Annotated in this window: 23 protein-coding genes; 17 read left to right on the top strand and 6 right to left on the bottom strand. The window is 39.3% G+C overall.

From position 1 onward, the window contains the following. Nucleotides 1-72: 72 nt before the first annotated feature. Entirely contained in the window at nt 73-2,478 is a 2,406-nt protein-coding gene (locus B3P16_RS06500) for an NACHT domain-containing protein (RefSeq protein ID WP_286841912.1), read from the bottom strand. An 846-nt stretch (nt 2,479-3,324) separates the two neighbouring features. Between B3P16_RS06500 and B3P16_RS06495 the strand changes: the two genes are divergently transcribed. Beyond that, nucleotides 3,325-4,194, top strand: coding sequence for a HEPN domain-containing protein (locus tag B3P16_RS06495; RefSeq protein WP_286841910.1), 870 nt, complete (start codon nt 3,325-3,327; stop codon nt 4,192-4,194). A gap of 2 nt (nt 4,195-4,196) precedes the next feature. Here the strand turns inward: B3P16_RS06495 and B3P16_RS06490 are convergent, their stop codons facing one another. Beyond that, a complete protein-coding gene (locus tag B3P16_RS06490) occupies nt 4,197-4,466 on the bottom strand; it encodes a helix-turn-helix domain-containing protein (RefSeq protein WP_286841907.1) in 270 nt (89 codons plus the stop codon). 513 nt (nt 4,467-4,979) lie between these two features. Between B3P16_RS06490 and B3P16_RS06485 the strand changes: the two genes are divergently transcribed. The 4 genes from B3P16_RS06485 to B3P16_RS06470 are packed head-to-tail and all read left to right on the top strand — an operon-like array spanning nt 4,980 to nt 11,491. Beyond that, the gene (locus tag B3P16_RS06485) at nt 4,980-5,333 is read left to right on the top strand and encodes a hypothetical protein (RefSeq protein WP_286841906.1); all 354 of its coding nucleotides are present in this window, start codon (nt 4,980-4,982) and stop codon (nt 5,331-5,333) included. 1 nt (nt 5,334) lies between these two features. Continuing rightward, on the top strand, nt 5,335-6,918 hold the full coding sequence (locus B3P16_RS06480) for a TlpA family protein disulfide reductase (RefSeq protein WP_286841904.1): 1,584 nt from the start codon (nt 5,335-5,337) through the stop codon (nt 6,916-6,918). A 20-nt stretch (nt 6,919-6,938) separates the two neighbouring features. After that, on the top strand, nt 6,939-10,118 hold the full coding sequence (locus B3P16_RS06475; RefSeq protein ID WP_286841903.1) for a SusC/RagA family TonB-linked outer membrane protein: 3,180 nt from the start codon (nt 6,939-6,941) through the stop codon (nt 10,116-10,118). 11 nt (nt 10,119-10,129) lie between these two features. Then, entirely contained in the window at nt 10,130-11,491 is a 1,362-nt protein-coding gene (locus B3P16_RS06470; RefSeq protein WP_286841902.1) for a RagB/SusD family nutrient uptake outer membrane protein, read from the top strand. 44 nt (nt 11,492-11,535) lie between these two features. Here B3P16_RS06470 and B3P16_RS06465 read toward each other — a convergent pair whose 3' ends face one another. The 4 genes from B3P16_RS06465 to B3P16_RS06450 all read right to left on the bottom strand — a co-directional run bounded on the left by B3P16_RS06465 (nt 11,536) and on the right by B3P16_RS06450 (nt 14,609). Further along, nucleotides 11,536-11,871, bottom strand: a complete 336-nt coding sequence (locus B3P16_RS06465; RefSeq protein ID WP_286841901.1) for a hypothetical protein — start codon at nt 11,869-11,871, stop codon at nt 11,536-11,538. A gap of 170 nt (nt 11,872-12,041) precedes the next feature. After that, a complete protein-coding gene (locus tag B3P16_RS06460; RefSeq protein WP_286841900.1) occupies nt 12,042-12,614 on the bottom strand; it encodes a MauE/DoxX family redox-associated membrane protein in 573 nt (190 codons plus the stop codon). A gap of 110 nt (nt 12,615-12,724) precedes the next feature. Further along, nucleotides 12,725-13,510, bottom strand: coding sequence for a hypothetical protein (locus B3P16_RS06455; RefSeq protein WP_286841899.1), 786 nt, complete (start codon nt 13,508-13,510; stop codon nt 12,725-12,727). Between the two features lie 106 nt (nt 13,511-13,616). Beyond that, a complete protein-coding gene (locus B3P16_RS06450; RefSeq protein WP_286841897.1) occupies nt 13,617-14,609 on the bottom strand; it encodes a helix-turn-helix domain-containing protein in 993 nt (330 codons plus the stop codon). Between the two features lie 317 nt (nt 14,610-14,926). Between B3P16_RS06450 and B3P16_RS06445 the strand changes: the two genes are divergently transcribed. The 12 genes from B3P16_RS06445 (at nt 14,927) to B3P16_RS06390 (ending at nt 23,153) form a co-directional block, all read left to right on the top strand. After that, nucleotides 14,927-15,067 (top strand): hypothetical protein, encoded by a 141-nt coding sequence (locus tag B3P16_RS06445; RefSeq protein ID WP_153847820.1) that lies wholly within the window; start codon nt 14,927-14,929, stop codon nt 15,065-15,067. A 76-nt stretch (nt 15,068-15,143) separates the two neighbouring features. After that, the gene (locus tag B3P16_RS06440) at nt 15,144-16,028 is read left to right on the top strand and encodes a hypothetical protein (RefSeq protein WP_286841895.1); all 885 of its coding nucleotides are present in this window, start codon (nt 15,144-15,146) and stop codon (nt 16,026-16,028) included. Between the two features lie 46 nt (nt 16,029-16,074). Then, entirely contained in the window at nt 16,075-17,106 is a 1,032-nt protein-coding gene (locus B3P16_RS06435) for a hypothetical protein (RefSeq protein WP_286841894.1), read from the top strand. Next, nucleotides 17,103-17,846: a LytR/AlgR family response regulator transcription factor gene (locus B3P16_RS06430; RefSeq protein ID WP_286841892.1), complete on the top strand. Its 744-nt coding sequence runs from the start codon at nt 17,103-17,105 to the stop codon at nt 17,844-17,846. The genes B3P16_RS06435 and B3P16_RS06430 overlap by 4 nt, the downstream gene beginning before the upstream one ends. A gap of 34 nt (nt 17,847-17,880) precedes the next feature. Then, nucleotides 17,881-18,174, top strand: coding sequence for a helix-turn-helix domain-containing protein (locus B3P16_RS06425; protein ID WP_220801679.1), 294 nt, complete (start codon nt 17,881-17,883; stop codon nt 18,172-18,174). Between the two features lie 357 nt (nt 18,175-18,531). Continuing rightward, the gene (locus tag B3P16_RS06420) at nt 18,532-18,702 is read left to right on the top strand and encodes a hypothetical protein (RefSeq protein ID WP_159727975.1); all 171 of its coding nucleotides are present in this window, start codon (nt 18,532-18,534) and stop codon (nt 18,700-18,702) included. 62 nt (nt 18,703-18,764) lie between these two features. Then, nucleotides 18,765-19,406 carry a DUF6266 family protein gene (locus B3P16_RS06415; RefSeq protein WP_159727973.1) on the top strand — a complete coding sequence of 214 codons (642 nt, stop codon included), beginning with the start codon at nt 18,765-18,767 and terminating at the stop codon, nt 19,404-19,406. Between the two features lie 89 nt (nt 19,407-19,495). Next, complete coding sequence (locus tag B3P16_RS06410; protein WP_286841888.1) at nt 19,496-19,882, top strand: hypothetical protein; 387 nt, start codon at nt 19,496-19,498, stop codon at nt 19,880-19,882. Continuing rightward, complete coding sequence (locus B3P16_RS06405; protein ID WP_286841886.1) at nt 19,801-20,415, top strand: CHAP domain-containing protein; 615 nt, start codon at nt 19,801-19,803, stop codon at nt 20,413-20,415. The genes B3P16_RS06410 and B3P16_RS06405 overlap by 82 nt, the downstream gene beginning before the upstream one ends. Before the next feature lie 32 nt (nt 20,416-20,447). Next, nucleotides 20,448-20,873, top strand: a complete 426-nt coding sequence (locus B3P16_RS06400) for a hypothetical protein (RefSeq protein WP_286841885.1) — start codon at nt 20,448-20,450, stop codon at nt 20,871-20,873. Nucleotides 20,874-21,270: 397 nt separating this feature from the next. Next, nucleotides 21,271-21,876 (top strand): RNA polymerase sigma factor, encoded by a 606-nt coding sequence (locus B3P16_RS06395; RefSeq protein ID WP_159333192.1) that lies wholly within the window; start codon nt 21,271-21,273, stop codon nt 21,874-21,876. Nucleotides 21,877-21,980: 104 nt separating this feature from the next. After that, nucleotides 21,981-23,153, top strand: coding sequence for a FecR family protein (locus B3P16_RS06390; RefSeq protein ID WP_286841883.1), 1,173 nt, complete (start codon nt 21,981-21,983; stop codon nt 23,151-23,153). Nucleotides 23,154-23,334: the final 181 nt, after the last annotated feature.

Below are 23,334 nucleotides of genomic sequence, written 5' to 3'. Positions count from 1 at the left end.
GAAATAACAAATCAAAATTTATGATTTGTTATTTGGAAGTTTCATCTGTTAAACAAAATTATTGGATTAAATTTATTGTAATTTAAGGTCGTTCTTGGTTAGATCTATCTGGTTTCTTAACACCTCTTGAATTAGAAATTTATTTTTAGTCATTTTTCGTTTCAACCTTAAGTAGACTTTATCGTCAACTTGCTTTTTTAGTTTTAAGAAGTTTATATCTACATATAAGATTCTATTCCAAACTACATCATCATTAATTAGCTCAGAAAAAATTTCAAAAGAAGTACCGTCATGACTTTTAAATGCAATGAAATAAGCGATATTGTATAACGTTATGAGATTATAGTTTTTATTTCCCTCAATTAATGTGTTTTGGAGGTAGTTGAATATTTCTTCAGTAGCAATATGTTTTGAACTGAAAGTTTGATTAAATATTATTCTCGATTGGTTTATTATATTGACAAAAGGAAGACCGTGAAATACAGAACTTTCATCTCTAGCACCAATATTTATTTGTTCTATAAATTCATTAAATTGTTTGAGGAGTTTTTTTGCAACAAGTTCTCTGTTGCTGATAGAGACTGCATGACTTGCTTGTAAACATTTGGAATGTTGATTGAGGTATTTCATATTGTCCCAACTATTTAAAGGAATTACTTTTTCCAGTATTTTTTTATGAAAACTAAACTTTTTTGGCTCCTTTCCACAATAAAATACTTGAGCATTATCCCACCACTCAGTCAGAAAATTATCAATTAATATGTCATCATTTTCGTCATCTAAGATAAGGCTGGCGAAAAATTCTTGAAAAAAATGGTTGAAGAAATGAAAGCTATCTCCCTGTACTTCGTAGTTGATAACACCCCGTTTAGTTTTTAAATACTCAATAAAATTATCTACATCGTCAAGTTCTTCATAGCTATAAGATTTTCGTAAATCATTTAAATATTCTTTGAGAAGTTCACTACTTATAGTATTTCTCCCTTCGTCGTGCATCCTGTAAGAAACAAATCCTAAAATCAACTTTAATTGTTCATATTTATATTGTGAATTAACACCTTTATTACTATCCCAACGATCCAGATATATATCTGTAAACTTATTATAAAGCTCAAATATATTTGCGGGTAATTCCTTTAAATCTACTTTATCATCTCGGTACATAGTCGCGATTAATGTAAGAGATAGAGGAGTTCTCTGCAAAGAAGTATCAAGAAGGCTGTTTTTTATAGCTCTTAAAAATGTGTTAGCTTTATTGTTATCGTTTGGTATAATTTTTTTAACAAGCTTAACGGCTTGGTTAAAATTAAAAGGGAGTATTTCAACATCTTCAAAGTTTTCTAATTTCGAATTGTTTTTCGCAAAATTTAGATGTCGTGTTGCAATGATTATTTGAATGTTATCGTGGAAGTTGGATTTTGAAAACTCATCAATCTTATTAAGAAATTCTAATCTATCATCTTCGTTACTTATAAAATCAACAGAATCTACTAATACAATTAATTTATTAAATTCTTTTACATTAAAAGGGTCGCCACTCGTTAGTCCTTTATATTGTTCTTGAATTAAATCATCAATGTTGATGTTAAAATTTTGATCATTAATATCTAGGTAAAAAACACCTGTTTTTGTATCAGAATTATTCGTTAAGGCCAATAATCCAGTCCGTTTTAATAAAATTGTTTTACCAGAAGTTGGAATTCCGTGTATTATATAGTTCTTACTTGATGAAATTATTTCTTTTGATATATCAAACTCCCCTTCTTGCAATTTACTGTCTTTTTCATCAAAGGTTAAGTATTCATTTATCTTTCTAATTTCTTTTGAAAAACTCGTTTGAACGTTTATAAATATTTCATCAATGTCATCAATCTTAAGATCATATATGTCGTTAAAACTACTTATATCAGATAATTGCTTTATTTGTTCTTTAATAAACGTGTTTAAAATAGGTTCTTTGTTGTCTAAGAACTCTTCTTTGCAATTCGTTGAAAATTCTCTTTCTAAATCTTGATAATCCCAGATCTTGATATTCTCTTTTATAGCATCTGATATATTGTCTCCAATTACATCAATACAATTTTTTGTTACATTACCATTTATAATAATAAAGAATCTCGATATACGTTTGTCTATCCCTTTTAAATCTTTATAAGGTCTTGTACTAGCCAGCTGTATTTGCATGCCAATTTCACCTCCAGGAAGAAAGTCATTTTGTTTCGCAGGTTTATTCTTAACAATAGCACAAAACCACTTGTCCTCTTCGAAATCAGAATCATATTTAGAAAATACTAGATCCTTTCCATACTCATTATTGCCATGAGTGATCTTTACATTTTGGAAACCTTTATTTTTAAAAAGTTGTTGTAAGTATTCGAATAATACAGGTTCTAAACAATTTTTTTGAATATATTCTAACTTTTCTTTTACGCTATTGAAAATTATCTCTTTAGGATTTGTTGATTTTCTTTTATTCATAACTTTTAAGGATACTACGGGAATTAATAAAATAGGTTTGATAAATATAGTTAAACAAATCGAATAAAAAAGAAATCTCTGAATTACGTTATAATTTTAATCGCAGAGATATTTTTATTTCATATGATATGTGATTCAAAAGATTTGTTTGATTATCACTTTAATAGGTACTTTACTTATTCCACAAGCAGCAATTCTTTCATAATTTTCGTTAATTTACCCTATGAACCAAGTTTCTCATTTACCTCAATAGAAGTAATATGAATTAGCTGAAATCGTGAAGATCATCTGTGATATAACCAATCCGGCTTAGGTAATTTTGTTTGGAAGTCAAGCTACTGGTAAGTGGGTAGAGGATGAGTATGTAGATAAAGGAACGACCTATAACTATATTAGTGATTACGATTTATTGGCGGCACTATAGGAAACTAAAAATATCAACAAGTAGAAATGTTAAGATTTATAATCATACCCTATTGTATAAAAATAGAGTCAGTGCTAAATTAAATACCAAACATGATTGATAAACCAACCGCATTTTACACGTATAACCTTCTTTTCGGAATCTTTTCGTTTCTTATAACAGTTACGGTTAGAACGAATATAGTCTATGGCGCTGTCGACAATTTTAGTCTAGCATCCACTATTATAACAATATGGAATTGGTTCATGCTCTTAAGTTTAGCTATTGCGGCTCTTCAAACTCTGGCATTTACTTATAAAAATGGAGGGATTCGATACGTGTTTATAAGTATACTAGTTATAATTTGTTTGATTATTACGTTTATAGGTATGTTCTTTATTCCATCAGGATCAATTCTATCATAATTTTCGTAAATTTACCCTATGAACCAACTGTCTCATTTACCTCAACACAAACAAGACGAATTAGCTGAAATCGTTGGAATTATCTGTGATATAACTAATCCGGCTAAGGTAATTTTGTTTGGAAGTCACGCTACTGGCAATTGGGTAGAAGATGAGTATGTCGATAAAGGAACCACATATACCTATATTAGCGATTACGATATTTTGGTGGTTCTATCTGATAATGAAAAAGGGGAGGAAGTTGAGATTGCGAGTAAGATTGATAACCGTACAGGGAAGTTTAAAAATGAGGTAAGCGCGATTGTACATTCAATTTCTTATATCAATAGCGGTTTAGAAAGGGGGCAATACTTCTTTAGCGATATTGTCAAAGAAGGGATAACGCTCTATGATAGCGGAGAATATTCTTTTGTCGAAAGTAAGCCTTTGACTAATGAACAGCTAAAAGAACTTGCTATTGAAGATTTTAATAAATGGGTTAAAAGTGGCTCGAGGTTTTTGGAAGCCACTAAACTTCTGTATGATGATTTTTCTAAAAGGAATTTGCCTTTGAACGAAGTGATTTTTAATCTTAATCAATCAGCAGAAAGATTTTATAGTGGCGTTTTATTAGTATACACTGGATATAAGCCTAAAACCCACCGTATTAAAGCTTATCGTAAATATGCTAAACATGTCTCAGAAGATCTTTATCAAGTCTTTAGATATCCACCCACAGACAGTGAAGAAAATAGATTGTTTAAAATCTTAAACGATGCTTATATAGATGCCCGTTATAAAGACGATTATTATATTGCACCTAGCGATCTAAAAAAATTAATTAGTAAAGTTGAGAAATTGGAAGCTGTTGTCACTGACCTTTGCGAAGGCAGAATCAATTCGTTATAAGGCTATTTAAAATTACAGAGATCGTCAATCTTCACTTCCAAAGCTTTCGATATTTGATGAATAATATAGATAGATGGCGTGACTCGGCCATTCTCGATCCTACTTATTGCTTGATAATCTTTAAAGCCAATTAACGCGGCTAATTGAGGTTGAGTTAATTCCTTATCTTGTCTTAATTCCTGAATCCGGGCACCTAGCTGTTTTCTGAATTTTATTTCCTTATCATCCATGTAAGCTAATGAAGGGATAAAAAGAAATATTTTAATAAACATATTTGTTTAGTCTTAACTCTTTTTATATCTTTGTGTAGTCATTCATTGGTGCCAGCGTGAGAAACTGAAAACCAAGACGAATGAACATTATAAGCTTAAAAGAATACAGAAAATATTTAGATAGGGCCTCCCTTATTTATTTAAGGATATGGTCGCGTAGTTTCTCACGCTCAACCATTGAGCAGGGGAGGTTCCTTTTCTATTCATCATATGCTGGGAGTATAGTATTTAAGGATCAATTGATTCTTAAAATTTGCCCTCCGGAATAGTTTTTAAATAATTATTCCTTTTCGAATTCAGGTTCGGAGAGGAATAAATCAGTCTACAAAAAGTCTGAACTTCTTTAACTGATGCGGTACCGTTTTTATTAAATCCTCGTGTAATTGTTTTATAACCGCATTTGAGACGCCCTTTTATTTACCACGCGTAACTTTTTTCAAGGGGACCATCATATGCGTTAATTTAACGTAATGGGGTCATTTTGTTTAAAGTTATGCCCTAAAAACTTAAAAAATGAAACCCAAATGCAATTACATTCTCGCGTTAGAAAGAACTCTTTATGACGTTCATCAATCTGATTATTACCCTTTAAAAGACATTGAAGCTTTTTGGAAACAATATCCAATTGGTCTAATCAGAGACAATCTTATTGAACTCCAGTCAAAAGTAAATTCAGAACAGCTTTCTGCATTCTCACTAGACTTATTGAAAGCTCTTGTTGCTTATCTGACAGCACATTTAAACAATTTGGATTTGACTCCACTATCTCTTTCGGAGGGTTTCGAAGCGAGCAAAGAAGAGTTAAAGGCAACTAAGGAAATCTCGGATTTCTTTGATCGTGTATCTCCATCAAATACCAATTCCTAAAATGATGAAAAAATTAAAACTACAATCCAATAGCAGTGCACTGCTATATATTCAACTACTAAAGATCACGGTACTTGTGATCTTATACTTCTTAGTTTCTATGTTTAGTTTATCAGCTCAGACGCCCCGCAAGAACAACGGGGCCGATGGGCTACTTTCAAGATCAGCAGTTAAAAAACTGAATCTTTTAATTGCTTTATGTTCATTGTGCTTTCCAACTATGCTAAAGGCACAATTTTATACGCCAGATTCGAGTTCTTTATATGTAGGCGATAAAGTGCCGGAACACTTTTATACTAAAAAGTATAAGTTATTTGACCTTAAATCTAAAGCTGAATCAATCGGTGATCTGAGTGCCGATCGTGACAAGTTAATCGTATTGGACTTTTGGGCCAACTGGTGTAAGCCTTGTCTCTACTACCTGATGAAAATGGATTCCATCTCCAAAGAATTGGATCCGTCCAAAGTAAAGATTATCCCTGTTACTTATCAGTCTAGTAAAGATCTGATCAAAATAGCCGAGCGTTTTGGTTGGAACTATCGATCCATTACCGAGGATACGGTATTGGCCAAAATGTTTCCGCACCAAAGCCTACCGCATATGATCTGGATCTACAAGGGGAAGGTGGTCGCTAAACCTAAGTCAGACTATGTCTCCAAGGAAAATATCGCATTGATCCTACATGAAGATATGCCCAAGATGGTGCAGAACAATGCCATCAAAGCGGTAGATCCAAACAAGCCCTTGTTTACAGCGAATAATGGTAAAGCAGATCTTTTGGTAGATCAAAAGGGCTTTAAGATGGCTGGTTTTGTGGATCAATATTTTACGGTTCCCCTGACTATTTACCGTGGCAGGGATAGTATGTTGATCTATTCAATCAATAATCCATTGGACCAGCTTATTTATCAGGCTTTCCGTCAGGATGTCTTCCAGCTATTTGATATTACATCGGCCTTTCAGTGGAATGTATCGCCATCTATCCTGCAAAAGCAATCTTTTCATGAGCCTGTACCAAGCTATCAAGGCGACTATGCACATGACTTGAAAGTAAAGGATTGGATGTTGTACAATTACTATAGCTATGCCCTACAACTACCGGCATCGCATACTGATGCTGACGCTATGCATCTCTTACAGCAAAGGCTTCAAAAGGCAATACTTGCTCATTTTGGGTTAAAAGTAGAGCTTGTTCGCGGTCCTCGAAAGCGGTACGCTGCACTGCAAAGAAATCGGCCATTATCGGTCGTAAAACAGCTATTGCGGCAGCCCTTATCGGCAAAGCAATCTGCCGATACTGTACAGGCAAAGGTTGCCTTTTTTGATCAGCCACATTTTCAGCTATTTGTTTCTGCACCGCTCAGAAATATGAAACAACTCGAGCTAGATGAAAATGCTGTCATTAACGAAACGGATATACCAAAAGATTTCATAGCATCTTTTGCATTCCCTAAATCTATGCGACAGGCAACGGAGCTACAATCTGTACAACAGGAACTGAAACGCTACGGTATGAAAATCGTTATCATGGATCGAAAAGTACCCATGCTACGCGTTTCGGAAGTCAAAAAAATCAATCGCTAATCCTTAATCTTTGCTAGAAAATGAAACGTATCATTTTACTCTATATCTATCTCTTCCCAGCACTATTATGGGCACAATATCGGGTCACCGGGATAGTATCCGATAGTATCGGAAACCCCTTAGAAAAGGTGTCAATTGTGTTATTGCCCCAGGGGCTGCAGCAATCGAGCGCAAAGGATGGTTCCTTTGTTTTCCTCCTGGGCAGTAACGCCCGTATCCAATTTAGTATGGTTGGGTATGAGCGCAAGGTAATAGAACTGGAAAAGGGGCGGGACCAGCGTATTAACGTTGTGCTGTCCGCTAGTCAACAAAAATTGGACGAGGTATTGGTTAATACGGGTTATTACAAAGTGGACAAAAGTCGTGTAACAGGTTCGTTTAATACCATTGACAATAAACAACTGCAGTTTAATCCCAATGGTAACATCATTGAACGACTCGAAGGCATTACACCGAGTCTCCAGTTCGATCGGAAGTTTAACGTCAATGAAAATGTGGGCGAACCCGCATTACGACTTCGGGGGCTGAGTTCCATTCAGTCCAGCACTGAGCCATTGATTATCCTCGATAATTTTCCATACAAAGGAAGTATCAATACGATCAATCCTGATGACATTGAAAGTATCACAATATTAAAAGATGCCGCTGCCGCCAGTATATGGGGGGCACGTGCCGGTAACGGAGTGATTGTGCTTACAACAAAAAAAGGACGGGCAGGCGATGCCATAAAAGTAAGCTTCGGTACTCAGCTTGTCCTGTCCGATCGGCCCGACCTTTTTTACAATCTCAATTTTCTGGATTCCAAAAGCATGATGGAGATCGAAAAAACATTGTTCGACCGTGGTTATTATAAGAAAGCCAATCAGACAATGCTGCCCGATTATGTCTCGCTCTTGTTCAAATTGAAGGAAAATAAGATCGATCAGACCGAATTTGACCAGATTAAAAACCGTATGGAAATGCAGGATATTCGGCAGGAAGCCAGGGAGGAACTGTATCGTCAGGCAGTAACGCAGCGTTACAACCTAATGCTTTCCGGTGGTTCTGCCAAAAACCGTTTTGTGCTTTCGGGTAGCTTCAATAAGGATCTACTGAATGTAATCGGTAATAAAGCACAGCAGTACACACTGCGTGGAGCCAATGAGCTTAAGTTAACATCCCAGCTAACACTGAATACAGAAGTGCAGGTTGCAAGGTTAGACAATGCCAATAATGGTTATAACCTGACGAATCTGAACGGAACAAGAACCTTATCTCCATATACTTTTCTGCGTAATGTGGATGGCACTGCAGCTTCAACCAACTATAAATATCTACGTGAATATGTAGAACAGGCTGAAAGCACAGGCTTGCTCAATTGGGATTTTAAGCCATTGGAAGACCGTGAGCTCTTAAATAAATCAAACCAAAGCAAGAATCTGTTGCTCGCGGCCGGATTAAATTATAGGTTGCTTGACGGATTGTCTCTGGATTTCAAGTATCAATACCAGAATATAAGCAACAGCTCGCAGTATTGGTACGATAAGGACAGTTATTATGTACGTAACCTTGTCAACCAATACACGCAGACGGATATGACGCGGATCATCCCATACGGTGGTATATTGGAAGGTGGTACCAACCGTAATATTGTTAATCATAATTTTCGTTTGCAAGGAAATTATCAGAAAAAGTTTGCTACTAATTATGAACTCAGCGCATTGGCTGGAGTGGAGATCAGTGCCAACCTGACGAAAGATCTGCCTGGATTTCGTTTATTTGATTACAATAGGGATATATTGACGAATCAGATTGCTTTCGATTATACTAATCTGTACAAATTGCGACCAAACGGTTCGGCCCGTGTTCCTGTCCCGCCCAATAATATGCAGGATATCACCGAGCGATTCTTGTCCTATTTTGCAAATGCTTCATTAACCATACAAGACCGACATAGTTTCAGCGGCAGCGTACGTTGGGATGCCTCGAATATCTTTGGTGTAAAGACCAATCAAAAAGGTGTACCGTTATGGTCTTTGGGTGCCAAGGAAAAGCTAATTGCCTTTGACTTCCTTAAAAATAACTGGCTTTCGCAACTGGATGTTAGGGCTACCTATGGAGTCAATGGAAATATCAATGCCGCATTGAGTGCCCTGCCCTCGGCCTTCTTTAATAATTATGATCTGATGACCGGTTTGCCTTATAGTCAGCTCCGCAGTGCGGGCAACCCGAATCTTCGTTGGGAAAAAATAAAGATCTTAAATCTTGGACTAGACTTTGGCTTTTTGAAACAGCGACTAACTGGTTCGGTCGAGTACTTCCATAAAAAAGGAACAGATCTCATCGGGCAGAAATTGTATGACCCCACCACAGGAATTAGTCCTGTAGACGGTACTTATTACATCGATAACTCAGTGAATTATGCCAACATGATCACAAAAGGTCTTGATTTCAATTTACGTGCTTTGCTATTGCAGGGTGATTTTAAATGGTCAGTCAACACACTATTGAGTTATACAAGCAATAAGGTGACGGATTACATGGCTGCTTCTCGGGTCTCGACCTCAAGCTATGTAATTAGTCCTGTGCCAACAGTAGGGAAATCTCTGGATCAGCTTTACGCATGGAAATTTGGTGGACTAAGTTCCGAAAACGGAATGATCTTAACACCGAACGGTGACCAGGATTACCTGAAGTATATGAACAATGCAAAGATTGAGGATCTTGAGTATGTAGGGCTGAAATTCCCGCCCTGGCAAGGCAGTTTGATGCAGAGCTTTAATTATAAGGGCTTCGAACTAAATGCAAACATCGAGTTTAAACTGGGATTTTACCTCAGAAGAGAATCAATTGATTACAGCAAACTTTTTGCGAATGGTATAGGCAATCGTGATTATGCGCGACGTTGGCAGAAAATGGGGGATGAGCAGTTTACAATGGTGCCTGCTATGCCAACAAACGTGGATAATAGAAGGGATGCGCTGTATGCAAACTCGATGGCATTGATTGAGAAAGGTGATTTTGTACGGCTTTCCAATATACAAATGGCTTATACCTTCAAATGGAGGAATGCCAGATATGTTCAAACCCGGGTATTTGGCGCTATTAATAATTTAGGCATGCTGTATAGAGCGAACAAATCAGGATTGGATCCCGATTTTTATCAGGCTAATTATCCTAAACCAAGAACTTACACAATAGGCTTTCAACTTGATTTTTAAGAGCTAATAAGATGAAAACATTTCTATTATTTTTATGCAGCATGTTTCTGCTGGCATGTAATCCGGATTATCTGGATCTAAAACGGGACAAAAGTCAAACCGTCCCCACAACCTTGGATGATTTTGATGGGTTGCTAGGCAATTCAATGACAATGAACCAGTCTTCAAGTCATACATTAGGAATGATTAGTGGCGATGAGTACGAAGTTCATGATGCCTCCGTCGGTCTCGTGTCAAGAGATTTCGAAAGGACTGCCTTTTTATGGCAACCTGATATATTTGGAAACGCAGAAAGCGAAGACTGGAACGGTGCATATCGTAGGATATTGTATTGTAATATTATTTTGGAAGGGCTGCAAAAAGTTGCAAGAAATGAGACAAATAAAGTACGTTATGATCGTATTAAAGGTGAATGCTTGTTTCAGCGATCTTTAATGTTTTTTAATTTGGCGATGCAATTTGCTGCATTACCCGCAGATAAGCAACGATCTATCTATGGAATTCCGCTGCGTACAGAAAGTGACCCTGAGCAAAAAAATGCAAGAAATACTGTTCAGGAAACTTATGATAAGATAATAGCAGATCTGTTGGAGGCAGAATCGCTTTTGCCACAGGAAGGACTTTCGATTTATAGAGCTGATAAAGTTGCCGTACAGGCCTTGCTTGCCAGAGTTTATCTCGTTCTTGAAGATTACAATAGTGCTTCTGCCTATTCCATGAAGACGATTCAGGCTGATCATACCTTATTAAATTACAATAGCCTTGACCCGAATTTGAATTTTCCATTTCCATCCTATGGATCAGGAAATACGGAAATATTATTTTATGATATGCCAGACTATGCCGAACTGATAAGCGAAACGCATGCAAAAATTCCGGATGTCTTTTATAATTCCTTTGATAAAAATGATCTAAGAAAAACCCTGTTTTTTAGATCGGAGGATCCGGAGAAAATAACGTTCAGAGGTACATATGGTGGAAATTACGTGGATTTTTCGGGATTATCCCTTGATGAGTCTTACCTCACACTGGCCGAATGTTTAGTCAGACAAGGGGAGATAAATCAGGGCATGTCATACTTGAAAAAGCTACTGACTAGTAGGTTTAAGCGAGAAAGTACCGTGTATATTCCAGTATTGAACCAGCAGGAGGCATTAAAATTTGTGCTTAATGAACGCAAAAAGGAGCTGCTTTTTAGAGGAGTTAGGTGGATGGATCTTCGGAGATTAAATCTATCGGAGGAAACGGCAATTGTATTACATAGGAACTATGAGGGAAAGGAACTTGTCCTTAATCCAAATGATGTACGATATATTTTCCCAATTCCGCAGAGTGTGTTGCTAAATTCAGATGTGATACAGATACCGCGTTAAACTTAAAAGGCCCTGCGTATTGCAAGGCCCTTTTTTGTTTTTCATTAGGGTCTATAGGCTTTCTTTGCTATAGATACACCAGACTGCTGCAATGCTTCCTCGACGGTCATGTCTGTAAGATCATGATCGTTTGGATTGTTGAATTGGACAGCACAACGTTGGGGTTTAACTGTCAAAACACAAGGACCACTACCTGTTGTCGGATCTGAAATCTCATCGCCCAATTGATCTTGATTGGGATCGGATGAAGAGTTAGTTGTTACTTCGATCCATGGAGTTGAGCTTTTCTTGCTCAATCCTGCTGAGGTCAATGTAACCCCAGTTACACCTGCAACGGCCAAAGCTACTAAGGCCATTACATTAATTTTGAATTTTCTCATATGCATAGCATATCGATGTTTAGTGTTTAAAAATTGTATTAGTTATTCTCTTTTTGATCGGCAAGTGAAGCTTATCAAGGGCGAGAAGCCCGATGTCTTTTGGCAGACGTACCCTTCCGCCGAACCAGCCTAGGGTTCAGCTTCCGCTGTAACAGCTATTGCTAATTTTTTTATGAACCTAACCTCGTCATCAATTTCCTCTGATGCGAAATCCTTATCTTTCTATCAAGCAGTAAGCCTATAATACATGCAATTGTGATCAGGCAGTTGACCCAAAGATGGGCTTTCCAGCTGATCGGAAACTCGAGTATACAATCACAGGGGATACTGCCCCAGGTATCGCGCAAGGCAAGGATCACATAGCCTGAAAAAACGAGCATCAGGAGGGTCGTGAACCAAAATCCCACTCTTTTTGTGGCTTCAAAAATAAAGAGGATACCGGTGGCTAATTCCACGGCTGGCAGGATATACGACAGTACAATGCCATATTGATCGGCCAAAGGCTGCCTGATCATGGATGCGCGAAATTCGGTGTAGGTGAATACTTTTTTCGATCCGACATAGATCCACAGGCAGAGCAAAGCAAAAGTCAATACCTGCAAGACAAATTCCTGGGGATGCTTCCTGATGTACGAAACCGCCCCAGTAAATTTGCGCCCTAACCAGCTACGTGACGCCACGCCTTGAACCGTATTCGCTGATGCAATTCCATCATATTGTCTATATTTTTCGCTTCGTTCCATAGTCTTTTTGTTAACCGTTTACCAAGTTTTACAATGCTAAATTACAATCTCTAACTGCCCCGGCGTTAGGCAATTGCTGACTGATGGATAGGCATCTATTGATGATTAGCTCAAAACAGATAGTCCGTTAGTTGATAAGGGTAGCCTGTCGGAAACTCATGATAGACATGGAGGTAAGCAAGCACAAGAGGGCAAACCGCCCGCCGGTTAAATAGATCAAGGACCGCCCGGAAGTCGAGCGGATCGATCGCTGTCCGGCCATAGGCATAGAGGATCTCCAAAATATCCGCTATCACTTGTTGGCGCTGCTTTTCTTTTTCCTCCGCATCAAGGTCACGAAATAAGAGATCTTCGTGTAGCTGTTGTAGTTCGGCAATGCCCATCAGCTCATCATGATAATAATCGAGCTTGAAACCGTGTCGTTTCAATATGGAAAATAATACTTCGAGACAATAATGTACTTCCATATCGTCCAGGTAGGGTGGGGGAAAAGCAAAATTCATGATGGCTGCCCAGTCTTTACTGATTTGCCCGTTTTCATGGGCCACCTGGATCACCATTTCTTCAAGGTCAATCTCGTCAAAGTAATAGATGCCGGGTACATCAGGCTGGTATAGGTTGGAGACAAAGGTGATGTCCAATAATATGCAGCTCAGGATGTAAAATAGTTCAAGATAGTCGTTGTGAAGTGGAGGAAAGGTGATGTATAGGTACTCTTCCATACTCATTTCATTTTCTTGCAATGGCGTATAATCCAAGAGCATGGAGTTGCCTTCCTGACCGTTGTTCTGGTTGGTGTCCTCATTGCGATAGTCGTTGTAGAAGACCTGGCGACAGGCCATCAGCTCCTGATGAAAGGAGCTCAGTTTCCAACCCGCCGGTGCGAGATGTGCCATCGCGACGGGAATGGCATCATAAATGTCTTGGAGGATGTCGTGAGTAATTTTTGAATTCAGTTTTTTGTTGTTTTCAAATTTCATGTTTCGTTTATCTGGTTTGTTTCTAGCGTTTGAGTTTTTGTTCGCTTGCTGCTTTAAACTGGCTGGCAGTCATCCCGGTTGCATTGTGAATAAACCGGTTCATTTCACTATGACCGCTGAATCCCGTTTCCTCGGCAGTCGCGGCGAGCTTTTCATGCTCAACAATCACCTGCTCGATCAGTGCGAGTAGCAAATTTTTCCTTTCTTCCTGAATGGTCATATTGAAATATTTATGATAAGTCCGGCTTAAGACCTCAGGGGCCGTATGCAGGATCTGCGCGATTTCCCCAATGCGGCTTTGTGCGCCTTCATGTAAAATCATGACTGCAAGAAGTTGTTTGGCCTGTACCGGTACTGGAAGATCACTATACGCATCTTCCAGTAGTTTAAAGCGGCTCAGATTGATCAAAAAGATCAGGTGTTTGAGCAGGATATGCTCATTGTTTAGTGTATGTGGATTTAATCTGCCAAAGATCATACGCAGGTATTTGATAGTCGTGGGACCAACGCGAAAATCTATGCTCTTCATCGACAGTGGTGACCGCTCTTTTTTAGCTTGAATGAGCTGCCGGAGAAACCTAAACTGCTGTAGGGCTGGTGGTCTAAACATACCAGCATCGATGACGAAGCCGATCAAGAGATGATGGCCGGTAGGGAGCTGTAGTTTATACTTTCCTTTTACGAGATAAAAATAAGTCCCTAGACCTGGCGATAGCTCGAAAGTAAAATCCTGATTTTCCTTTTTACCAAAAATCGATTGTTCGGTGAGTAAAGGGTAGATGACATGGAGATCTTCCAATGTAATCTCAAAAGGGATCTCCATGGGTTCCGATAGCCAATATTCATAATAATAGAGATAAGCAAAGCGCCCGTCAAAAAGTTGTTCAGAAATTTGGTTCGTTGGCGATTCCCAGTGTGTTTCTTGTGCATAACGTACGGGGAAAGTGATAGCTTGCTTTGCGCAAGAAACTATCTTATAATCTGGTGGTAAGGTGAAATTGTATGGCTTTTTCATCTTTTGTTTATAATAAGTTAAAAGATGATTTTATGAAGTTTAATTAGAGGAAGCCAAATAAAATTGCACATAACCTGTTTTTTAAATGTAGTTGACGAGATTATATTTCAGTTGACGTTTTTTGATTGTGGATGACAGATCGAAGCTGTATTTGAATTGTAGATGACCATAATCCGTATATGTACAATTTTTTTTGAACGGATTTATTTGTTCTAACATATTTGCCGCCGTTGGATCCGATATGGAGTAGTCAAGCGTTCGACAAAGGGAAGGTACAATCCTTTGAAGGACCAATTGTAAATCAAAGATAGTATGAAATGAAAATCTTGAAAGATCAGGTATTCAATGGCATAGATCAGGCAATGGAAGCGCAGCCTATTTTACAATGGGATGAGCTGCAATCTTTTATTTCCGGTGAGGTCAAAGATGAGGAAAGTTGTCCCATCTTAACTTTCTAATTCGCGCAGCCAAATACCCTTGAGGGAGGAACGAAAACAGGGATGTTTTCTTCCTCCCTTCAATAAATCGCCTTAAATGATATATTCAGAAGACAACCACAGCTGGAGCTATGCGCTATTTTCGGCGCATCTGCACCGCTACATGCCCCGATTGAAATGGGAGCAACACCAATTTATTTACCAACAATGGTGCAATTATCATTTGCCCAAACCCTTGCATTCTAATCTGATTTGGAATACTGACGCTATAGGATCGCTCCCGAAAGCCGAACCGAGCATTTTGGTACTATATCACTTGGGGATGCATGCCTATATCCCCCAAATACTAGCTGAAAATAACATCCAGTTCGATATCTTAATGGATAGAAAAGTATTTGCAAAGCATCAGGAAGAAATGTCAGCACTTCGTGATCTATGTCATGAAAAGGGAACATTACACAGCTTTTTGATGAGCGACGATCCAAGTGTACTATTGAAGGCCAGGACGACGATGCGTGCGGGGAGACACTTGCTGATATTTGCCGATGGAAATAGTGGAACTAAAGATACGCTGGAGAGAAAACTGAAAGTTAGTTTTTTGGAAAGCTCTATCTATGTACGAAAAGGTATTGCTGTACTGAGTTTTTTACTTCAAATGCCGATTGTCCCACTAGCCCATTCCGTCAAAGACGGCCGCTATTACCTTTTTATGGGGGAAGAGATTTTTCGATTGAGCCACGAAAGTAGAGAAGATTATCTATTGCGCAGTATGCAATCGCTATATCAATTTTTAGCTAATCAAATCAAAGACGAACCTTGGCGTTGGGAATGCTGGGGATATCTCCATGAACTCAATTGTTATAAAATCAGGTCCTATAATAACGTGAAATTTGATCTGGAATTGGAAGAAAATATTCAGATCCAACTCAACGAAAAGAGAGGAATTTTTAATAGAAAATATTTTTGTTACCAATTTGTATAAAAATATTTTTTTAACTTAAACTTGTTAAGTAAACTGACGGGTTACCATGCGAAACATACTTCATTTAGCGTATCAGAATATGCTTGTTTTTACTTTTATGTTGACTATAGTATGGTTGGCGAATTTGTTATGGAGTGAAGAAGTTATTCCCTTTGTTCAGATTGCGATTGTTGCATCTTTGTATACGCTATACAGTTACATAATTACTGTACTGTACTTTTATAGCTGGAAAAAGGGAAACAAACGAAGAATAGTCAGCTTAATGCTGTATCTCCTTATTTCATTGACCGTTATTCCCTGTATTCATACCTTAATTTATACGATACTTCCCCTGGTTAATATTCGTTTCTCTCGTCATGTGCAATCCGCTAATCTACCAAAGTTTTATTTTAAAATTATAAGTGGATATCTGGTCGCTAATTTATTGGCAGCCGGAGTTTTCTTTCGTTACAAAGCATCGCTGCTAAAGAAGGAAAGAAATGAGCTGAATAAGGATTTGAAACAATTTAGAGAAAGGGCATTGGGTATTCAATACACCTCGCATTTCCTGACAACAATATTTCTGACCAGCTTTGGTAAGATGTTGATCGATGAGGAACCATCCGATAAACGTACCAAACGGGATATCATCCAGTTTTTGGCTTATTTGCTGGAAATCGAGAAAAATGGTGAACTCAAACCTTTTGAGGAAGAGCTTGACGAGCTCAATTGTTTCGTTCGACTGCTACAGGATTACTATGGAGAAAGAGCTGTTCGCTATGAGCCTACAATAGGAAAGCCTACTTACCCGGCAATACCAACAGGCATATTATTCTTCCCGCTGGAAAACTGTTTAAAACATGCCCTGATTTCGGCAGATTATCCAATCGTATTTACGCTCCTTGGCAACGGGGGTGAAATGTTTTTGTGTTGCACAAACCATTGGGCACCCAAAAGCGATAAAATCAGTGCTGAAACTGGCTTTGGATTACTGCGGGCGAAACTGGAGCAAGTAGATTATCAGACCACACTGGAGACCGAGCAACAAAATGGGATCTTTTCTATACATATTAAACTAAAATTTTTTGAAAAGAAATGAATAAGCTAAATTATAGGGTATTGATCGTGGACGATGAACCCAGTTCGTTGGTATATGTGCTGATGTCCTTAAAAGAGCTTCCTTTTATCAATGAGGATATCGAGATCGTGAATAAACCCGTGCAAGCCATTGAATATTTGAAAGAAAATGAAGTGGATATTTTGATACTGGATATGGACCTTGGCGATGCCGATATTGATGGAATCAAACTGGCTAAATTGATCCCCAATCCGCCACTGATGGTGGCTTGTTCTGCGCATACAGATTATGTCTTTAAAGCCAATGAGGCTGGTATCTATACTTATTTCAGTAAAAAGATTAGTTTTAACGCCTTAAAGGCGAAAATGGAAGATGTAGTCGAGATGGTCGACAAAAGATTGGATATGAAAACGCGTGATGTAAAAACCCTGAAGGTGAAAACCTTGGATAGCAAAATAATTGATATTGAGGTGGAAGAAATTTTTTATGCCACGGTTAACAATCTCCTGATTGATATTTTTATGAAGGAGGAGAGCCATCGCTATAGAGGAAGCCTTAGAGCATTACAATCCGAGCTTCCGGTCGCTAAGTTTGCGCGTCCACGACGCAATACCTTGGTTAATTTAGCGAAGGTTGATCTAGTACGCACAGATGAATTATACTTGATGAAACCAAGAAATACTTTTCCTATTTTAATGACGAGATCTTATAAAGCGAATTTTAAACACCAATATGAAGTATATAAACAAAATAATAAGTAAAGGGTAGGCTGCCCTCATTTCATGGTATCGACCAATGGAATATTTTATGTCACAATTGGATGAAATCGTACAATTGTTGCGAGAAATCAATGCAAAACTATCAGCACACCACCTCTCTTCGGAGTCTGGACAAATGACAAAGTGGAACATTGATGAATTGATGACCCGCATGGCTGTGGTGTCAAGATTAGGGATCTCCGAACGAACCTACAACCGCTGGGTGAAATCGGGTGTCCTTAAGCCCATTTATCTGGGTAACAAACATTATTACCGCGAAGAGGATCTGCAGGATGCGATCAAGCGGAGTATCACTAAGGGACTAATTTGAGCCCTAGTGTTTAGTAGGCCGATCTTTTATGAAAAGGTTGGCCCCTTTTTATTCTCTTTTTTTATTGCTGATTTATGGCCAATTCTTTACTTTTTGTGGCGTATTGATTTGGTATTGCTAGTATACCGACCTGCTATTTCCTTACTGATAGCTTACCTACACTAGGCTACTTCATTGCTTATCCTTTAGTCTTTCTCTGTATATCCTTTGCTATTCATTTGCCTATTCTTTGGTATTTCTTTGCCATTTCTCTGCCTGTTCTTTGGTGATTCTTTGCTGTTTATCTGCTTAGACCTTGTCATATTAGCAATGCAGCGGCCTTTGAATGGCCTAAAAATAGCCATAAACTGACAAAGAATGACTAATCCAGAAGCGGGCGAGCCCGGACCGAAACCCCTCGAAAAATACAGTATTTCCCAACATATAGCTCGGTTTTATGTCGCCATAAATGGCAATTTCAGACAAATGGCGTCAGATGGCGTCGTTAGACCAAATGCGCTTCTAAACCACTTTACCTTAGTGTCATGATATCGATATCGTGGCTGCCTGCAGCGCCACATGATGGTTAAATATTTTAAAAAAATAATAGTATGGCAAGATTTATAAAAGGAATTCACGGGGCCTACCAGGGTAAGGTTGGCAACATCGTAGGTTCGTCGTGGCGGGGTATAGACTATGTACGCTCGCTACCAAAGAAAAGTTCAAAGGCAGCATCGGAAGATCAGCTGGCACAGCGCATGAAATTTGGGATGACAACCAGTTTTCTCAAATCCATTAAAGATATCCTGATGCTGGGTTTTTCGGACAGCAAACAAAGAAACAAAACAGGCTACAATGTAGCTTTCCAACAATTTATCAATAATGCGTTTCAAGGGGCTTATCCCAATTTTACGGTCGACTATAGTGTCGTAAAAATCGCAAGCGGTGGTTTGGCCGCTCTGGTAGGGTTGCAGACAGTTGAATCTTTTCCCAAGGTATTGTCTTTGACCTGGGATCCGATCGGAAACCGCTTCAATGCGTTTGACGATGATCAGGTCCTTGTGATTCTGTACGACGTAATAGAAAACCTCTTTTTTGCATTTGAAGGTGCAACACGACTTGATGCCGCAATGGATATTACACTGCCAGACAGCTATACCGGTAAGACAATAGTCGGCTGGACATTTAACATCCATCGGGACGGAGTGATGACATCAAGCAGCCAGTATTTAGGTGAATTTGTGCTCACCTAGCTGTGTGGATTTATGGAGACTGCTCTTTCGGGAGCAGCTCTTTTTTTGAAACGAATTGATTCGATAAGGTAAAATTTAAAATCAAACAAATGAAAATAGTACAACAACAATTGGTCGCGGATATCGAGGATATCTATTGGCCTTTGACAGGGAGATGGGTACTGGGCATTAGTCTGGTCTGTCTTATGGTATTTTTTATTGCTGCAGGCTTTCTGCTGCAAGCGATAGATCCCACGGCAGGGGTATTGGATATTGGTATTCTTTCGGTATTGTTCTTTGCCGTTTTGGCGGCCCTATTAATCATATACTGCTGCTTTTGGCTACAGGAGATCCTCTGGCAGCCTTTTAAGCTCTTTAGTCAGCAATTTAGTGTTCACTTTAATCAATTGACATCATGGCAACAATGCGTTATTTATTTTTCGGTTTTCTTTCTGTCGCTGTTCTCTTTCTTGGCGGTGCTGGCAATGCTGCTATAGCCGATAAGGAGCAGTCAGGCAGTTATGCTGAGCTCCCAAATACCAGCTCTGGGCTGGAGCAGGTGGATGACCCATCAGTGAAACGCTACGCCTGTTCGGGTGTACGCGAACGCATTGTCGATATTGCGGTACACGAAATTGGTGTGCAGGAAGCCACAGGCAATAACGATGGCATGCGGGTCGAGGAATACCTAGCGTATACTGGTCTTGGAAAGGGCCATGCCTGGTGTGCGGCTTTTGTATCCTGGTGTTATGGCCAGGCGGGCCTTGCTGTTCCGCGCAATGCCTGGAGTCCGGCACTTTTTCCGTTGGCGCGTCGGTATACGGCCCAGCAGATCAACCCGGGGACTGTCCGCCAGGCAGATCTCTTCGCGATCTATAGCTCCAGTATCCAGCGTATCAATCATGTAGGGATTGTGCGCAAAAAGGAGGGTAATTGGATCCTGACTGTGGAAGGAAATGTGGATAATCGCGTATTGTGCAAGCGGCGTCCCTTGTCTACCATTTATGCGTTTTCAAATTGGCTGGACTGAAAGGAGGAATGATGAAAACAAGGCTATGCCAGATGATATTTTACGGGGGACTCTTATCCTTGCTGGTCTCCTGTAAGGTCTACGAAAGTAAAAAATATCAGAAACAACAAGAAACGGATACGAACCGGCAGTATACCGAGCAGCTCCGAAGGTTATATTCCGACCATCAGGATACGCTTTCCCGCCTTTGGTACTTTTGGACGGACAGTGCTTTTCGTTTCTATCCCGATAGTGGTCTGTCTGCCCGGTCGGGAGGTTTATTATTGCATGAGTCGGCCAAAAGAGTCAGTAAACAGGTACTGGAGCTGGCTGAAAAAAGGCAACAGGAAAAACAAAAGCAGGTCGGCCATGAAAAAAGTGGCAGCCAAATGCGCTCTGCCCAGCAGGTTTGGATCATGGTCTTCGCCTTGCTCCTGTTTCTCCTTTGGCGATGGTGCCGATCTCATCTATTGCCCTAGTAAGCGTTGGAAGGAGGTCTGGAGAAAGGCCTCGACAGGTACTATTGGGCTATGAAGGAGACACGAAGTAAATCGTAGTCTCCTTTTTATGTGCCGGATGAATTCCTGCTATGCATGTTTGAGAAAAATCGAAATTTGTTAATCTTTTTAAATTTTTATTAAAAAAAGCAAAACCGTTTTAGTTTTATTATATTTGTTCGTAACCAGATTAAGGGAGTAATCCACAAATTACTAGACACAGTGCGTGAAAGACCAACTTATGAAATATTCCTGCATCATGTAATTGTTTTTTGTGACGCTTATTAGCTTGTAAGCAAATGTTAAGATTGGAGATCAATAACCGGATATTATAAACAAATAGCAATCTTTGCTAGTAATGAAAGGGTAAAACGTGACAATGTACGCACAAAAATACGACGATACTGAAGAGAAGTCTGTCTTGATCTCCCTTCGTTCTGGCTGCCAGCGTGCTTTTCGGCAGGTCTACAGTAGGTATAGTGGGCGTATTTATCTCAACATCCGTAAGATGGTCAAGTCCGAAGAAGACGCAGTCGAACTATTACAGGAAGTATTTATTAAAGTATGGGATAAACGGGAGTTGATTGATCCCGAGCAGTCTTTTCGATCTTATCTATTCCAGATCGCCAAATATACTGTCTATAATTTTATCCGGCGAAATAACCTCGAAAAACAAGTTCAGGCATATCTTAGCCTTCACAATACAGCCTTATACAGTCACGTCGAAGAAGAGCTCTATGAAAAGCAATATGAAGAATGGTTGTCTCAGACCATTGACCAGCTGCCGCCACAACGCAAATTGATCTACAAACTTTGTAAAATTGAGGGCAAAACCTATGCCGAAGTAAGCGACTTATTGAGTATATCGACATCCACCATCAACGACCACATCGTAAAAGCTACAAAATATATCAAAGAGAAGCATGGGATCCTGGATAAATCCACATTGCTCATTATTTCTTTTATACTTCTCCAACAGCATTAACGCATCTAATTTTCATTGCACAGAAAAAAAGTAAAATAAATTTGCAGGTAGAGCAGATGACGTTTACCGCTGAAGTGTATTAGCTGAAAAGAGGATAACCAATTGTGGAAAAGAAAACACTTCGATATACGTTAAGGCGCTATATACAGGGGAAACTTAGCGAAGAAAATTCCCGTGCGTTTTTGTCCTATGTAAAATCAGGCAAGGATAAAATATTACTTCAAGAACTCATCCAGGAGGTTTTAGATGATCCCATCGATCAACATCTGTTGGATGATCCAACCTTATTGGCAGTACTGGATAATACCTGGGACCAATTGCATCTCCAGATCAATAAACCGAAAACAAGATCGCTGTGGGATTGGAAACGTATCGGCGCAATCGCAGCGGCTATTATCGGACTATTATTTATTGGTCGCTGGTTTCTTGCCGTTGAAAATAAAAACGTATCTCCGCAGACTGCACAACATGTGATATCACCCGGAAAACAATCGGCGACCTTAACGCTAGCCAACGGCAAGCAGATTCATCTACATGAAACACAAAACGGTCGGATTGCGGAAGAATCGGGTATAAGAATTTCTAAAACAACGGATGGCCAATTGATTTACGAAGTCAGCGATAAGTCGCAGGGCGAAATCGAGCAAAATACCTTATCGACAACCAAAGGAGAAACCTATCGGATTAAGCTACCTGACGGTACACAAGTATGGCTCAATGCGGCTTCTTCGCTCAGCTATCCGGTTCGTTTTGCAAATCAAAAAAACAGAACTGTCACACTGACCGGTGAAGCTTATTTTGAAGTAGCGAAGGATGCCAAACACCCCTTTATTGTGCAGGCAGCAGATCAGCAGGTCGAAGTGCTGGGTACCCATTTCAATGTAAACAGTTATACCGACGAATCGGCGGTACAGACCACCCTTCTGGAAGGTCGTGTACAGGTCAGTTCCCACAGTCAAAAATTGTTATTAGCACCGGGTCAGCAGTCGAGCCTTACAGCTCATGGGGTGCTAAAATCCCGCCCAATAGATACAGCGCCGGTTATTGCCTGGACAAACAACGAATTTATGTTCGATGGAGATGGTATCGAAAGCGTCATGCGCAAGGTGGCACGCTGGTATAATGTGGAGGTCATCTATCAGGGTAAAAAAACGACCGAGAAATTTGGGGGCGGAATATCGCGTTTTGATGATGTTCAAAAGGTCTTAAGCCTGCTCGAAAAAACGGGTGCCGTTCATTTCAGAATAGACGGGAAAAAAATACATGTACTTCCCTAATAACCTAAAAATAATTAATGACACAATAACCTAAATAAACAAACCGATGAACAAAAAACGACAAAACGAATAGCCACAAAGGTGGGGTATAAAAAAGCAACCAAGATCCTGAAGGAGCTCGGTTGCCGTTTGGGACAATTAAATTTTAACTATCCAATCTGCAGTATGTTTCTGTTTTGGA

The sequence above is a fragment of the Sphingobacterium sp. UBA7631 genome, from assembly GCF_002483935.1.
GTDB classification, from domain to species: domain Bacteria; phylum Bacteroidota; class Bacteroidia; order Sphingobacteriales; family Sphingobacteriaceae; genus Sphingobacterium; species Sphingobacterium multivorum.
Note: the sequence above shows the minus strand (reverse complement) of the source record. Positions and strands in the feature narration are given on the sequence as shown.

Coding starts and splice junctions, on each gene's coding strand:
- B3P16_RS06500 (WP_286841912.1), bottom strand. CDS start 2,478: ATGAATAAAAGAAAATCAACAAATCCTAAAGAGATAATTTTCAATAGC.
- B3P16_RS06495 (WP_286841910.1), top strand. CDS start 3,325: ATGAACCAACTGTCTCATTTACCTCAACACAAACAAGACGAATTAGCT.
- B3P16_RS06490 (WP_286841907.1), bottom strand. CDS start 4,466: ATGTTTATTAAAATATTTCTTTTTATCCCTTCATTAGCTTACATGGAT.
- B3P16_RS06485 (WP_286841906.1), top strand. CDS start 4,980: ATGAAACCCAAATGCAATTACATTCTCGCGTTAGAAAGAACTCTTTAT.
- B3P16_RS06480 (WP_286841904.1), top strand. CDS start 5,335: ATGATGAAAAAATTAAAACTACAATCCAATAGCAGTGCACTGCTATAT.
- B3P16_RS06475 (WP_286841903.1), top strand. CDS start 6,939: ATGAAACGTATCATTTTACTCTATATCTATCTCTTCCCAGCACTATTA.
- B3P16_RS06470 (WP_286841902.1), top strand. CDS start 10,130: ATGAAAACATTTCTATTATTTTTATGCAGCATGTTTCTGCTGGCATGT.
- B3P16_RS06465 (WP_286841901.1), bottom strand. CDS start 11,871: ATGAGAAAATTCAAAATTAATGTAATGGCCTTAGTAGCTTTGGCCGTT.
- B3P16_RS06460 (WP_286841900.1), bottom strand. CDS start 12,614: ATGGAACGAAGCGAAAAATATAGACAATATGATGGAATTGCATCAGCG.
- B3P16_RS06455 (WP_286841899.1), bottom strand. CDS start 13,510: ATGGCACATCTCGCACCGGCGGGTTGGAAACTGAGCTCCTTTCATCAG.
- B3P16_RS06450 (WP_286841897.1), bottom strand. CDS start 14,609: ATGAAAAAGCCATACAATTTCACCTTACCACCAGATTATAAGATAGTT.
- B3P16_RS06445 (WP_153847820.1), top strand. CDS start 14,927: ATGAAAATCTTGAAAGATCAGGTATTCAATGGCATAGATCAGGCAATG.
- B3P16_RS06440 (WP_286841895.1), top strand. CDS start 15,144: ATGATATATTCAGAAGACAACCACAGCTGGAGCTATGCGCTATTTTCG.
- B3P16_RS06435 (WP_286841894.1), top strand. CDS start 16,075: ATGCGAAACATACTTCATTTAGCGTATCAGAATATGCTTGTTTTTACT.
- B3P16_RS06430 (WP_286841892.1), top strand. CDS start 17,103: ATGAATAAGCTAAATTATAGGGTATTGATCGTGGACGATGAACCCAGT.
- B3P16_RS06425 (WP_220801679.1), top strand. CDS start 17,881: ATGGAATATTTTATGTCACAATTGGATGAAATCGTACAATTGTTGCGA.
- B3P16_RS06420 (WP_159727975.1), top strand. CDS start 18,532: ATGACTAATCCAGAAGCGGGCGAGCCCGGACCGAAACCCCTCGAAAAA.
- B3P16_RS06415 (WP_159727973.1), top strand. CDS start 18,765: ATGGCAAGATTTATAAAAGGAATTCACGGGGCCTACCAGGGTAAGGTT.
- B3P16_RS06410 (WP_286841888.1), top strand. CDS start 19,496: ATGAAAATAGTACAACAACAATTGGTCGCGGATATCGAGGATATCTAT.
- B3P16_RS06405 (WP_286841886.1), top strand. CDS start 19,801: ATGGCAACAATGCGTTATTTATTTTTCGGTTTTCTTTCTGTCGCTGTT.
- B3P16_RS06400 (WP_286841885.1), top strand. CDS start 20,448: ATGATATTTTACGGGGGACTCTTATCCTTGCTGGTCTCCTGTAAGGTC.
- B3P16_RS06395 (WP_159333192.1), top strand. CDS start 21,271: ATGTACGCACAAAAATACGACGATACTGAAGAGAAGTCTGTCTTGATC.